Source organism: Streptococcus sp. 151470009-6 (assembly GCF_053628175.1).
Window position 1 is genome coordinate 189,675 of sequence record NZ_JBSEZF010000002.1, and the last position, 14,114, is coordinate 203,788.

Annotated in this window: 11 protein-coding genes and 1 CRISPR repeat array; all 11 genes read right to left on the bottom strand. The window is 41.1% G+C overall.

All coding sequences use genetic code 11. The features are described 5' to 3' along the window. Positions 1 to 23 precede the first annotated feature (23 nt). The 11 genes from ACUW6H_RS04415 to ACUW6H_RS04465 all read right to left on the bottom strand — a co-directional run bounded on the left by ACUW6H_RS04415 (position 24) and on the right by ACUW6H_RS04465 (position 13,936). Complete coding sequence (locus ACUW6H_RS04415) at positions 24 to 716, bottom strand: alpha/beta hydrolase-fold protein (RefSeq protein WP_096406356.1); 693 nt, start codon at positions 714 to 716, stop codon at positions 24 to 26. Next, on the bottom strand, positions 697 to 1,707 hold the full coding sequence (locus ACUW6H_RS04420) for an ABC transporter substrate-binding protein (RefSeq protein WP_268710588.1): 1,011 nt from the start codon (positions 1,705 to 1,707) through the stop codon (positions 697 to 699). The genes ACUW6H_RS04415 and ACUW6H_RS04420 overlap by 20 nt, the downstream gene beginning before the upstream one ends. Positions 1,708 to 1,726: 19 nt before the next feature. Next, entirely contained in the window at positions 1,727 to 2,482 is a 756-nt protein-coding gene (locus ACUW6H_RS04425; protein ID WP_454361819.1) for an ABC transporter ATP-binding protein, read from the bottom strand. A gap of 1 nt (position 2,483) precedes the next feature. Further along, a complete protein-coding gene (locus ACUW6H_RS04430) occupies positions 2,484 to 3,530 on the bottom strand; it encodes a FecCD family ABC transporter permease (RefSeq protein ID WP_454361821.1) in 1,047 nt (348 codons plus the stop codon). Positions 3,531 to 3,763: 233 nt separating this feature from the next. Beyond that, positions 3,764 to 4,375, bottom strand: a complete 612-nt coding sequence (locus ACUW6H_RS04435; RefSeq protein WP_096422585.1) for a CadD family cadmium resistance transporter — start codon at positions 4,373 to 4,375, stop codon at positions 3,764 to 3,766. Positions 4,376 to 4,673: 298 nt separating this feature from the next. Further along, positions 4,674 to 5,163: direct repeats of the CRISPR family, unit length 35 nt; unit sequence GTTTTTGTAGTCTCCAAAATTGTGACCGATAAAAC. Between the two features lie 415 nt (positions 5,164 to 5,578). Beyond that, the gene (rpsO, locus tag ACUW6H_RS04440; RefSeq protein WP_001018251.1) at positions 5,579 to 5,848 is read right to left on the bottom strand and encodes a 30S ribosomal protein S15; all 270 of its coding nucleotides are present in this window, start codon (positions 5,846 to 5,848) and stop codon (positions 5,579 to 5,581) included. A gap of 291 nt (positions 5,849 to 6,139) precedes the next feature. Further along, complete coding sequence (locus ACUW6H_RS04445; protein WP_000240125.1) at positions 6,140 to 6,832, bottom strand: phosphoglycerate mutase; 693 nt, start codon at positions 6,830 to 6,832, stop codon at positions 6,140 to 6,142. 163 nt (positions 6,833 to 6,995) lie between these two features. Then, positions 6,996 to 7,220, bottom strand: a complete 225-nt coding sequence (locus ACUW6H_RS04450) for a hypothetical protein (RefSeq protein ID WP_454361944.1) — start codon at positions 7,218 to 7,220, stop codon at positions 6,996 to 6,998. Positions 7,221 to 7,279: 59 nt separating this feature from the next. Beyond that, complete coding sequence (locus ACUW6H_RS04455; RefSeq protein ID WP_454361946.1) at positions 7,280 to 7,660, bottom strand: hypothetical protein; 381 nt, start codon at positions 7,658 to 7,660, stop codon at positions 7,280 to 7,282. Between the two features lie 157 nt (positions 7,661 to 7,817). Further along, positions 7,818 to 13,322 carry a ZmpA/ZmpB/ZmpC family metallo-endopeptidase gene (locus ACUW6H_RS04460; RefSeq protein WP_454361948.1) on the bottom strand — a complete coding sequence of 1,835 codons (5,505 nt, stop codon included), beginning with the start codon at positions 13,320 to 13,322 and terminating at the stop codon, positions 7,818 to 7,820. 233 nt (positions 13,323 to 13,555) lie between these two features. Then, on the bottom strand, positions 13,556 to 13,936 hold the full coding sequence (locus tag ACUW6H_RS04465; protein ID WP_096406343.1) for a hypothetical protein: 381 nt from the start codon (positions 13,934 to 13,936) through the stop codon (positions 13,556 to 13,558). Positions 13,937 to 14,114 lie beyond the last annotated feature (178 nt).

Below are 14,114 nucleotides of genomic sequence, written 5' to 3' on the forward strand. Positions count from 1 at the left end.
GCTTTTACCAAGGGATATTTCTTTTATGCAATTTCCCATTCTTGGGCCAACCAGCTGGAAAAGACTAGAAATCGCTCAACCACTTGCTCATGATGCCCATAAGAATCAAAGACAAACTGACCAGCCGGATAGTGCTTCTGAAGGCTAGTATGGATCTGCTCAGCATAGACTGGTGCTTGAGCCAAGCGATTGGTATGATGGGCTCCTTCTGTTTGACCGTTCTGTAAATACAGCAAACAATCTAAATTTCTCACCTTTTCTTCCTTGCAGTAAGTCACAAAATCAGGATACCAAAAGGAACCGCAGATAGAGAAGATACAGGAGACCTTGTCAAAATGGAAAAGACTGTATACTGCTGTCAAACCACCTAGTGAGTAACCCCCATAGGCAAGGCGATTTTTGTCCAGGCGATAAAGCGACTGCAACTTGTCTAAAAGACCTCCAAATAAATGACTATGATAGGCATTTGCCTGACCGCCAAAATCTGGAGCTCCATCTCTCAGAGCAGGTGCCTTCCAGGGAGTGTAGTCATCTAGGCGATTTTTAGAGGTCAAGCCCACTAAAATCACAGATTCTGAAAGGGAAGATAGAAAATCCAAGTTTCCATCATTCAAGAGAATCGCTGGATAGATTTGATTGGGATCATAGGTTGAAGGAAGGCTGACCTTGACTTGGATCCCTTCCCAATCAAACTCATTATTTATTGATAAAGTCATTGATTTTCTCAAGGGAATCAATCACTGCTGGACCATAGTCCATCAACTCATCGTAAGAAATGGTCATGATTTTTTGATTCTTAATTGCAGGAACATTTTCCAAAACTTCATTTGCCTTCATCAACTCTACTGCGTTGGCATCCAATTTTTTATTGCGGTCGCTGGTCACATAGATAATCAACTCAGGATCCATTGACACGAGATTTTCCAAGGTCAAGCCTGATGTTCCCGTTGCAACGTTGGTATAACCAAGTTGATTCAACAAGCTCTCTTGCAAAGCAGACTTGTAAGCACCGAAGGTTTCGTCATTATAAGCAACCATAATCAAAGCCTTTTTCTTTTCACCTTGGCTTGCTGGGTTTGCTTTCTTAACAGCGTCAATTTTAGCTTGTAATTGAGCTGCGTATTCATTAGCCTTGTCCTGAACATTGAAAATCATTCCAAGATTTTTGACATCTTCTACGATATTTCCCAAATCTTGCTGAATCGTTGAGAGAGAAGCTTTTTGCGTATAGACTGGGATTTTGTTTTCATTCCAAGTGCTAACTGTCCCCAAGGATTTTTCAGAAAACATCATGTTTCGACCCATCACAGCATCTGGCTCATAAGAAAGGACTGTCTCTTGTGAGACTGTTTTTTTGTCCCCAATTTGAGGAATCGTCGCAATCGCATCCTTGTATTTGTCTGTTACAGCATTGTCAGGGTTGAGCATGCCAGCAATTTTATCCTTCAAGCCTAACTCCAATAAGATTTCAGTGGTTGACAGATTGTTGGTGATAACTTTTTCAGGTGCCTTGTCAAAGACTTGTTCGACTTCATTTCCCTTAGCATCATAGGTCTTGACCGTTAACGGATAAGTCGTCTCTGTGCTGGCCTTTTGACTTGTTTCTGTGCTAGATTGTGTGGTAGCCTTTTCAGTGGTAGTGTTGCCACAAGCTGCCATGGTTAGGGTAGCTACTGTTACGAGTAAAATGCTTAGTGTTTTTTTCATTTTGTTTTCCTTTTCTTTCTTATAAATAGTGAATCATGGCTTGCTGATCCTCAGTCCAAGTCACCTGACTTTGAACTCCATATACAGTTTGCAATGACTCAGGGGTGATGGTCTCCTTTGGAGTCCCTTGGTAAAGGATTTCTCCCTCTTTCATCAGATAGAGATAATCCGAATAGCGACAAGCAAGTTGAATATCATGTAGGACAGCTAAAACATTGACCTTGAGATTCTTCACAATGGCCAGCAAGTCTAGTTGATACTTGATATCCAGGTGATTGGTTGGTTCGTCCAGGAGCAAGAGAGACGGTTCTTGCGCCAAGGCGCGGGCTAATAAGACTCGTTGTTTCTCCCCCCCTGACAGAGACGAATAGAGACGAGTTTTTTTCTCAAGCATATCCACCTTGACGAGGGCATCTTGAACGAGGACATAATCTCTTTCCTTTTCCTTTTGTAGAAAAGAGAGGTGGGGCGTTCTGCCCAGCAAGACGATTTCCTCAACTGTACAATCAAACTGCAATTGATTAAACTGGGTGACAACTGCCATTTGCTTGGCTGTTTCTTTGAGTGACCAATGTTCCAAAGGCTTTTCATCTAAGCTTATCAAGCCTTTGTCCGCCTTTTCCTGACGATAGAGGAGTTTAAGCAGGCTGGTTTTTCCACTTCCATTTGGCCCTAATATCGTATGAAATTGATGCCCATCAACCTTAAGAGAAACTCCTTTGAGGATTTTTTTCTCTCCTAGTCCAAAGTGGACATCCTGACAAATCAAGTCCATATCAGACCCTCACCTCCCTTCGCCTACCTCCAACAATGTAGATAAAGAAGGGAGCACCTACTAAGGCTGTGAAAATACCAATCGGCAGCTCAGCATTTGGAATGATGACACGAGAGAGTACATCTGCCCAGACCACAAAGAGGGCACCCAGGAAGGTCGCAATAGGAAAAAGCCTCCTGTAATTCGTTCCCACTAACCCTCGAGCTAAGTGAGGAGTAATCAGACCAACAAATCCAATAATCCCACAAGTCGCCACCAAGACAGCTGTCAGCACAGCCACCACGGTCACGTAAAGATACCAATAGAAGCGTAAGGGAATTCCCAAAGTTAAAGCAGCCTCATCTCCCATCATCATCGCATTAAAAACACGATACTGGGTAGCGAAAAATAGAAAGGCCAATCCTACTACTATAGTTGGCAGGACTAAGTCAGACCAAGTAGTCCCTGCAAGCGAGCCCATGGTCCAAAACTTAATGGTCATCACACTGTCCGCATTAGCGCCGACTGAGATAATAAAGTTTGAAAAAGCCAGAAAGAGAGCATTGACCACCGTTCCTGATAAGATCAGACTAGATGTTGTCATCCTTCCCTGCATAGAGGCAATGATAAGGACAGCGATTGTTGCCAAAATAGCTCCAAGGAAAGCTCCAAGGCTAATCACCAATTTTAAACCAAGAATGATGCTTAAGGTTGCTCCTAGAGTTGCACCCGCAGAGATGCCTAAGACATAGGGCTCTGCAATGGGATTGTTCACTGTGGACTGCATCACACTACCACACATAGACAGACCAGCCCCTACTATCAGACCCAGCAATACTCGGGGGAATCTCATGTTCCATACAATGGCAAGAGTAGACTTGGAAACCTCTCCTATCTCAAGAGGAAATCCCAATCTGCTCAAAATAATCCGATAGGTATCTCCTAGATCAATCGCAACAGATCCCATTGAAACTGCTAGAAAGAGAGAAATCCCTAAAATACCTAGCAAAATAACTAAAAGTAACACAAATTGCTGGTCTTGTCGGCTTCCAGAAAATTTGGAAAGCATGCAAACCTCCTTTGATAGAATCTTAAAAATTTAGAAAATTCTCATGAAAAGTATAGCATATTTTCAACAATGGAACAAGATGAGAAAAATAAATATAGTTGGTCTTACAGTGCTAGGAACCGTAACCGAAGATAATACTTGAGTATATCGAGGTAGGGTGACAACATAAAAAGCCCTCTAAAATTAGAGAGCTGATTTGAACCCGGGCTAAAATCCTAGTGAAACAAAAAAATCTACACGATCAGAAAAGTCTCTATCGTGCCATTTTCATACATGATATATAGTCCAAGTAGAATGAATACTATGGGCACAATGATTCGCTCGTATTTTTCAATTGTCTCGAATATTAACGGAATAGAGGATAACATCCGACTAATCTCGCAAAAGATAATTATGCCGATTACAAACACAAGCAACGCCACGAGGGTCTGTGACCAATCTAACGAAGCAAAATAAGGTATATAGATACCTAAATTATCTCCGCCAGACGCAATTGTCAGCAATGTAACTGTCCAAAACAGTTGATTTGCCTTGCTTTGTTCTAATCTTTCAATAATTTCTTCCTCTTCTTCCTCACCTTCTCCAACAATTGCAAAGCGAATCCCTAAATAGATAGGGATTAAACCAAGCAATCCAACCATCCATTCTTCAGGCACGAAATTAACGACATAAGCAGCAACTAAACTCGCCCCTACAAGTAAGCCTGTGCCTAGATATTGCCCCGCATAAATATGCCATTTCTGTTTATTCTGTGATAGCTGTGCAAATAAAATAATTAAAATAATTAAATAATCGATACTGGTGGAAATATAAACACCAATAGCAGATAGGATTGTCTGTCCCATAAAAACCTCCTGTATTAGTCAGTAATAAATCAGCAGATTTTAGGAGAGCACAGACACATTAATTTAGCTATCGCTAGTGGGTAATGTCGAACGTAGGAAAGCATTTTACTCCTCCTCAAAACGTAGTTACAAAGTAATTTCTAACTGGAATTCGGTGACTACTTCCATGTAAAGTATAACATACTATACTTTACTTCGTAAAGTGTGGGCTCTCCGAGGGGGCTTGCAGACAGTTACTCGGCTTGAAAAGCCGAGTAACTGCGCACCTTCATGGTGTCATTAGCTGATACCATTTGAGGTTTTTGTAGTCTCCAAAATTGTGACCGATAAAACATACGCGCAAAGAAAAGACATCAAAACACGGTTTTTGTAGTCTCCAAAATTGTGACCGATAAAACAAGTTACCGTAAAAGTTGTGACAGATGCAGGTTTTTGTAGTCTCCAAAATTGTGACCGATAAAACCATCTATAGAAAAACTACTTGTCAACATCTGTTTTTGTAGTCTCCAAAATTGTGACCGATAAAACTCGACATGGTGCATTTGCCGGTAATGATGGGTTTTTGTAGTCTCCAAAATTGTGACCGATAAAACAAATCACTAGCAGCCTGGAACAGCGACCTTGTTTTTGTAGTCTCCAAAATTGTGACCGATAAAACATACACGGAAATAATATGGTGTGACTATGGGTTTTTGTAGTCTCCAAAATTGTGACCGATAAAACGTTTCCTTTGGAAGAGCGACTCCCAGTTGAGTTTTTGTAGTCTCCAAAATTGTGACCGATAAAACCTCAATAAAAAAGCCCTCTGATAACAGAGAGCTGATTTGAACTAGAGCCAGAATCCTAGTGAAACAAAAAATCTCCCCAAAGGGAGATGATTTGGTTTATTTTACCTTACAGTGCTAGAAACCGTAACCGAAGATAATACTTTAGTATATCGAGGTAGGGTGACAAAAGTAAAAAAGCTCTCTGAAACCAAAGAGCTTGATTTGAGCTCGGGCTAAAATCCTAGTGAAAAAGATGAAACTCCTTGTGTTCATCGAACACTGTGTCGTTTCCCTATTTTCATACGTATTTTTAACGCCCTTAGCATCATGATTCTTGCTGGATAAAACGTTTATAGACAAGGCGACGAGGCGAAGATTGTACTAATGGTACATCGAGCTGAAGCCAACGAAGTATAGAAACGTTTTAGACGCAAGATTAGCGACGAAGTCCGAGAGAGTTGATTAACTCACGGTAACGGTTAACGTCGTTTTTACGCAAGTATGCAAGCAAGTTACGACGGCGACCGATTTTCTTCATCAATCCACGGTAAGTAGCGTGGTCTTTTTTGTGTTGTTTGATGTGTTCGTTAAGGTGGTTGATTTCCCAAGTAAGGACAGCAACTTGAACCTCTACTGAACCTGTATCACCTTCGTGACGTGCATATTGTGCGATGATTTCATTTTTTTTCTCTTTTGAGATTGCCATGATGTTTCTCCTTTTTATTTGGCTTCATCCGAGTGACAGGTTGGCATGCCTGTAACCAAGAAGAAGTTATTTGTCTTTACGACAGTTCTTATTCTACCAAGAAGCAGAGACTTTGTCAACTGATTTACTGTTTAAAACCGTGAATTACTCTACTGATTTCAGGGCTTCGAGCATATCTACTTTTCTTACAATCAAGTCACTCTTTACTATCATTATAACGCTTTTTCAACTAGTTGAAAACTAGAAGCAAAAACAAAAAAGCCTAGGATTCCTAGGCTTTCTGTTTATAGATTATTTTCCAAGGTAGTATTCAGAAACTACGTTCAATTTTTCGTCAAATTCGAATACCAATGGTGGGAAGTTAGGGATTTCCACGTCCATAATTTCGTCGTCTGACAAGCGTTTGATGTGTTTTACAAGGGCACGGATTGAGTTACCGTGAGCTCCTACGAATACGTTTTTACCATCTTTAAGTGCTGGAGCGATTTTGTCTTCCCAGAATGGAAGGGCACGTTCCAAAGTCACTTTCAAGTTTTCAGCATCTGGGATAACTGAGTCGTCAAGTGAAGCGTAACGACGGTCAGTATGTGCTGAGTATTCGTCATCACGAGGCATTGCAGGAGGCAATACATCGTATGAACGACGCCAGATGTGAACTTGCTCATCACCAAATTGTTCAGCAGCTTCAGCCTTGTTTTTACCAGTCAAACCACCGTAGTGACGTTCGTTCAAGCGCCATGATTTTTCAACTGGAACCCACAATTGGTCAGCCGCTTCAAGAGCCAAGTTTGTTGTTTTGATCGCACGTTTCAATACTGAAGTGTAAGCTTGGTCAAATTCGATACCAGCTTCTTTGATCAATTTACCAGCGTCAATCGCTTGTTGTGTTCCTTTTTCAGACAAATCAACATCAGCCCAACCAGTGAAAAGGTTAGCTTTGTTCCATTCAGACTCACCGTGGCGAGCAAAAACCAATTTTACCATTAGATGGATTCTCCTTTAATTTTTCGAGGTTGCCCTCATTTATCTATTCTATTTTACACAATTTTTCACAAAAAAGCTAGTTAAAATCAACTAAAAAGAGAGAACAGTGTCCTCTCATCTAGTTATTATTAATTCGCGATATTCAATCAAGAAACGATTGCAATTATTTGTTATTTAAAGCATCAATCAAGCGATCAGTTTTCTTAGTTACATTAGTATCATTGTAACGATTATGAATTAGACCTTCAATTGTTTCTTTGCAATTTTCAAGATTAGCTTTTTCAAATACTACCACACTGACAACATGTGTTCCACCAGAAGTAAGATGCAAAACTAGTAGAGTTTGAAAAGCACTTAGCCCTGTGCAATACAGAACTAAATCCTTCACCTAAATTATTTGTCTAACTTTTTGATGTCAGTACACAAATGGGTTGTTTCACTAGACTATCAGACAAGGCCATAGAATTCTTTCAAAAATTTGGCAAAAGAAACAGCTCCTTTAATGATTAGAAATCCTCCTATCCACTCGGTCGCTGAAAGAAATCCCATCACGCCACCAATGATAAATAGAATAGAAGGCAACTTTCGAAGTTGTTGGTCTTCTTCAAAATAGATTAGCATAAAAGTGCCTAATGCGATTACCAGAATTTTAAAAAATGTCAGGAGCAAGGAAAAGGCAACCGTTACGACCAACATCTTTGAAGGATCTTTATAGATGAGAGCCCCAGTGTAGGATAGCAAAAATCGTAGGACAGGCCCAAAAAGTAAGGTCACTCCTGCCAGCATGCCCAGTCTCCAATTGAGTCGAACCAATCTATCTCTCTCCATAAAAACCTCCTTCTCTCGTAGCTATCATTCTACCATATTTGCTCCAGAAACAAAAGACCTTCTCAGGCACAAACAAATCGCCTACCAGCTTTCTAACAGGGATATCAAGCTATAAAAAGAGAAGACCAGTCGATCCTCCCTTTTCATTTTCCAACCCTTATTTCTTAAAAATAGAGGTTCTGAAGTCGTTTGTTTGGTCAAGATAGGCCTTAAAGATTGCTCTCTTCAACTTATGAACTGCACTGTCGATTTCTGGATCATAATTACTCCAACGTGGTCCTTCAGCATCCTTGAGAACAGCTTGGTCCATGAGGGCTTGCAATTCAGTCACACTATTGATGGTCTTTGTCGCATAACTTGGCCATGGTTTTGTCGGATCTTTAAAGGTCACTTGCTTCAAGTTTCCAAACTGATCCACACGTTCTTTATACATGGCTTTCTTAAAGGCAGCCCAAGATGAATACTCACCTTCAAATGCCTTGTCCAGTACAAGTTCATCTGTCACCAATCCGCGTTCTTTACCATAGAGATTGATGGTTTTACCGTTTTGTTTGGCAACTTCTTCGTATTGGTTTGAGATGTAAGGTACCATTCCATCCTTAAAGCCTTTGGCAGCCAGAAGTTCGTAAGCAATCCGGCGTCCCATAAGGTCCCCTGGCGTGCCTTTCTCACTGCTGAGAGCAGAAAAGATTGGGGCAAAGAGTTTGATCGTATAGTATCCATTTCGTTCATAGTCACCAGACTGGTACTCACGAGATGACAAGATGTTATGGTCAATCAAACTTTCAAAACTATTCAGGTTTCGGGCCTCTGCTTCTGTCAATTCTTTGACTACGTTAGTGGCATAAACCTCATTTCCATCTGCTGGATCTTTCACATACTTGTTCTCAATCTTTCTGAGAGCCGCCATTTTCTGGTAAACATTTAGTTTGTTAACGATTGATTGTCCTTCGAGGTATTCCAGCATGTAGATAAGGTCAAACATGTTATGGACATAGTTCTGAAGATCTGCTGCCTTTTGGAATCTCTCTGTCGGATCCAAGACTTGCAGACGGGAGTCTTCTGTACTATCTGATTTTGAGTGTCTCAAGATAGAATTGATGGTAATGGTTGCGTCACTTGGTTGGTCAGGCGCTTGCAATAAGCCTTTTGCGAAGAACTCTGGGCCCAAGCCACTTCTTCGACCATAGCCACCAAGATAAATATCCTGATCGGAATCATGGGTCATTTCATGGGTATAAGTAATGGCTCCATCCTTGTCCAGCATACGGTAAGACATATAGTAGACGCCATCACCTGTAGCGTAGGCTCCATGCTGGTTGTGTACTACCTTATTGCCAACTGGTCCAAAGAAGTTTTTCATGGCTGGATTGGAACTATCAAACTTAGCCTCCAATGTAGCTTTTCCTGAGGTTGTGTCATCACCAAATTTATAGGCATCATAAAGCAAGATGGTACGATAGAGTTTTTCACGTCCCTCATTATCTAAAATACGATACCAATAATCGTAGTGATCTCGCTGACGTTTGGCTGTTTCACGCGCATTTTCTTCAACAAAGTCATTGAGAGCCTTGCCCGCTTTATGGTCACTATTGCGGTAGCGATCATAGGCTCCAAATCCTAGACTAGACATAGTTGAGATAACAAAGACGGATCTCTCTGGCAAGGTTAGGAGAGGCAAGACCATATTGCGGTATTTCCATGTGGCACTCGTAATGCGATCATAAACACCGATAGAATACTTGGTGCCAGCTTGTCCTTGCTTCGTTTTCACCTCTTCGATAGTGGATTTTTCTTCGACGATGTAAGCCTTAGTCTCTGATTTAAACCAGTCATTGTTGCTTTTCTCTGGTAAAAAGACTTTTCGGTAATGTTCTAACGTGCTAAACAAATCTGTCGTTCCATGATGACTGGCAAGACTGATACCATAAGTATCGACATTATTCTTAGCTAGAAGATTGTTAAAGCCAGATTTACCTAACTCAATCAGAGTATCGAGTGGTGAAGCATTTCCCTTACCAAAGAAGTCCAGATGGTACATAAGTAGGTCTTTGACATTCACCTGACCATAGCTAAAGTTATACCAACGTTCCAGATAGGTCAAGCCAAGTAGCAAGGCTTCCTTGTTGTGCTTGATTTTATCTACAAGATAGCCCTTGGTAACTGAGTTATCGCCAGCAAGTCCAGCATCTGCTGACAAGAGCTTTTTCAAACTGTCTTCCAAATGTTCCTTTGTTTTGGCGAACTGGTCTTCTAGGTAGAGCTCAGTTTGCTTGACGTTTGGAGAAATACCAAGTGTCTTTCTGATCGCTTCTGAGTGGTAGTCAACCTTTTGTAAGTCAGGTAAGACTTGCTTGATGATAGAAGATTGGTCATACAGGAATTGGTTTGGCGTATAGAGAAGCCCAGTATCTCCTAGACTATATTCCGCTAATTTGGCGAAATCAGCCTGGTACTTGAGATCGATCTTCTCAGATGAATGGTCCTTGTAGTGAAACAAGAGTTTGTTTGCAGTCTCTTTGTTTGAAACAATGTCTGTGATGACTTGGTCATCCTTCATCATGACTGCTGACAAGAGTTCTTTTTGATATAAAAGACAGTTCTCGTTAACTAGGTTTCCGTATTTGACGATGGTTGCCTTGTTGTAGAAAGGTAGCAATTTTTCAATATTTTTATAAGCCAAAGCGCGCTTAGCTTGATAATGGGCCACCTTAGAAAAATCACTGTCCTTTTTGCCACTTGTTGAGAGGGGCTCCACTGTTGGTAGAGTGAGAGGATTGATTGCTGCTTTTTTGCTTGCAATTTGAGAAGCATCTAGCATTGTTCCTCTTTCTTCAAAGGATTCCTTGCTGACGACCTCATCCTTGACCAAGGTGACATTGTAGACTCTGTTGGCCTTGCTACTGAATGTGTCCTTCACCTTCATTCCATTATAGTGGTAACCGGTAATGGCATTTCCGTTGGTTACATTGACATCGCTGAGGACATTGGTCAAACTTCCAGCATGCTTTACATCACCAGAAGTTCGATCCCACAAATTGCCTGCTACTCCCGCCACTCTACCAAAATGCTTGACATTGTTGATATCACCTTCAGCATAGCTATCTTGGATCTGTGCATCTCGGTCTACTAGGCCTGCAAGTCCACCCACAGTCTGATCTGAAGTATTTGTGTTAGATGAAATGGCTACTGTCGCTTTTGACTTAGTCAGTGAAGCTCTACTTCCTGTCAAATGACCGACCAGACCACCGATATTGTAGGCAGCAGTCGTTTCATAAGTGTTGATAATTCTTCCCTTGAAACTGCTCTCTGTGATACTTGATTGGTCTGCCTTAGCCAGCAAACCACCGATGCCACGTTCACCAGCCAGAACACCATCGACGTGAACTTGCTGAATCTTTGTGCCATTCTGAACCTCATAGGCCAGTGAACCAATATCATCTTTCCCTGAAATGGAGACATTTTTCAGACTCAATTTTTCTACTCTAGCGCCGCTCAAGGTTTCAAACAGAGGTTTTTTCAAGTTATAAATAGCATACTGCTTACCATCTTTTTCACCGATCAACTGACCAGTAAAGGTGGCTTTGATATAGGATTTAGCTTCAGGCTCTAACTCCACTTCGTTGGCATTCAAACTAGCTGCTAAATGATAGGTTCCAGAGAGATTTTGGTTGATAGCTTTGACGAGGTTGCTAAAGGAAGTAAAGGTTGTCGTTTCCTCTCTAGCCTTCTTAGCTAGGTAGAAGGTGAAATTATCGACATATTTATTTTCTAGCTCTTGCTGGAGTTTCTCAGCCTTGGCTGTAATTTTATAAACTGACTGACCATCTTTCGTTTCAGCCGTTATTGAAGAAACTGGTAGATAGACATCTTTAAATGACGAAGATTTAACCTTGACAAAGTAAGTTTCTGTATTCTTTGGAACGCTGTCTAAAGAAACATGTTGTTTGTAAGTACCATTGGTCTGACTATACAGCTCCAGATCCGAAACATTTCTTAGCTCAAGCGTTTTCTCTGGATCTTTTTCTTTTGGTTTTTCTGTCGGAGCTTCCGGTTTTACTTGCTCGGTATTACCCGTATACTCTGGAAGGGAAGACTGGATTTCTGGTTCAACGATAGCACCAGCCTGGGTGCCCTGATACTCAGCTTGTGGAGCGACTTGCTCTGGTTCCACTATGGCACCTGATTGAGTATCTGTATATTCTGGTTTTTCGCTTGTCTCAGGGGCTACAATCGCTCCCGCTTGAGTTCCTGTATACTCTGGTGTTGGTGGCACCTGTTCAGGCTCTACGATTGCTCCAGACTGCTCGCCTGTATAAGCTGGTTTGTCAGCCGTTTCTGGTTCCACCAAAGCACCAGACTGGACGCCCCCAACCTCTGGCTCAACTTGTTCCGGTTCAACGATAGCACCAGCTTGAGTTCCCTGATACTCAGGTAGCGGAGCGACTTGCTCGGGTTCAACGACTGCTCCAGCTTGGGTGCCAGTATATTCTGGTTTTTCAGCTGTTTCAGGGGCAACAATCGCTCCCGCTTGTTCTCCTTTATATTCTGGTAAGGAAGCCTGGGTCTCAGGCTCTCCTTTTCTTGCAGACTGAGGTACTTCACTCGGTACAACTGCCTTCTTAGTCCCTTTTTCTACTATACGTGGCAAGGCTTCTTCTAATTTAGTTGATAGAACTTCTCGGGAAATTTCTTGGTTTTCAACAGTGAAAATGCGAACGACTTCAACCTTCTTCCCAGCACGCCCTTCTTGTTTGACCCGAATGGTCCCCTCTGCTAGTTCTGGATTTTCCTGAACCACTTCTGGAACATCTAGTTTGGTTACAATCTCTTGGTCTTTGTATAGGAGCTCTGGTTTGTTCACGCGACCTGCCAAGACTTCGTCCTGAGGATCTACACTAGCAATGCCAGACGGCTTTTGATTGGATGAATCTTGAGAAGGGATTGGCTTGTCAGCAGGGATTGTTGGAGATAGATTTTTCTGCTCATCTTCTACTTTTTGCCCACCTTCATTGGTCTGAAAATGAGGTTGAACCGTGTAGTCAAGTTGATCTCTAGCAGCAGTTTCTTGCAGACTAGAGTCCTTGTCTTGCTTAATATAGCCTAGGTAAGTATAACCCGATAGGGTGCGTGGCAAAGGCAGACTATCTCCTTGGGATAATTGGTATTCCTGATTGTATTGTAGCAAAAGTTGATTTTCGATAGCCTGAACCGAAGAAACCAAACCACTGCCCATCCCTGTTACCAAAATCACATTCAAGAGGGCCTTCTTTTTGCCTTTCTTTTTGGATACAACAAAAATAAGAAGGCCAATCGAAGCTAGCGCTCCACCTGATAAAACACTAGTAAGACTATGCTGCCCACCTGTATTGGGCAACTGACCTAGCTGTGCTTTCTCATCCATACGGTAGACTAGATAATAGGTGCTTTCACTATCTTCAGCAATTTTAGGAATGTCCTTTACAATCAAGTCTTTTTCTTGCCCACTCAACTCCGTATCCGTCACATATTTGTAGTGAACAGCTACATTTTCTTGAGCAAATACAGTTCCACTGCTCGCAATGGACACAAAAAATAGGCTTGAAATCGAAGCTGATACAAGACCAATTGCTAATTTTCGTAAGGAAAAACGATGCTGCTTCTCTCCAAAAATCTTTTTCATTCTAAATCCTCTCGCTTTTTAACCTCTATCAAGAAAATAACTAGAATTATATTTTGATATAGGTAATTTACATTCATCATTATACTATAAAAAGAGTTCCTTGTCCCAAATAAATGCTTTAGGTTTTACGAATTAAAAAGTTTATTTATCCTATCAGATTTATCTCTTACTTGGTAAGAAAAAAGAAGGCTAACCGCCTTCTCTTATTTAAAAATATTCCTAACAAAAAGTCGTTATTCTTGAACATCGAATTTTTTCAAAAGTCCAAAGTAGAGGGAGCCACCAATGATTGTCAAAATTCCTCCTACCCAGCCCAAGAATGGGATCAATCCAACAGCACCACCCACGATAAACAAGACAGACGGTGCAGGAGTCACACGCTCATCATCCTTGTAATAAACAATAGCTACAATTCCTAAAACCAAGATTGCAATTTTCACCAATGATAAAATAATTGAAAAAATCGTCAATAGCCCAACTGTTGCATCTGAGTCCTCCGTTGCCGCAGCAGCACCGACAGCTATCATAAACATAACAACTGGAGCCAACAGCAAGACAATACCTGAAATAAGACCAAAAATCGCATTTACGCGAGCAAGTGTATTTGTTTTCATCTGAATCTCCTTAAAAATTTGTACAGCTATCATTTTATCATATTTTCATGAAAAACAAAAGGAATTTCAAAATGAGGATACTAGATGATGAATGATTTCAAATTTCTATCTAAACATGCTAAGAAGGATATAAAAAATCTATAGATTGGTTTGTAAATTCATTCGTTTTTGTACTAAG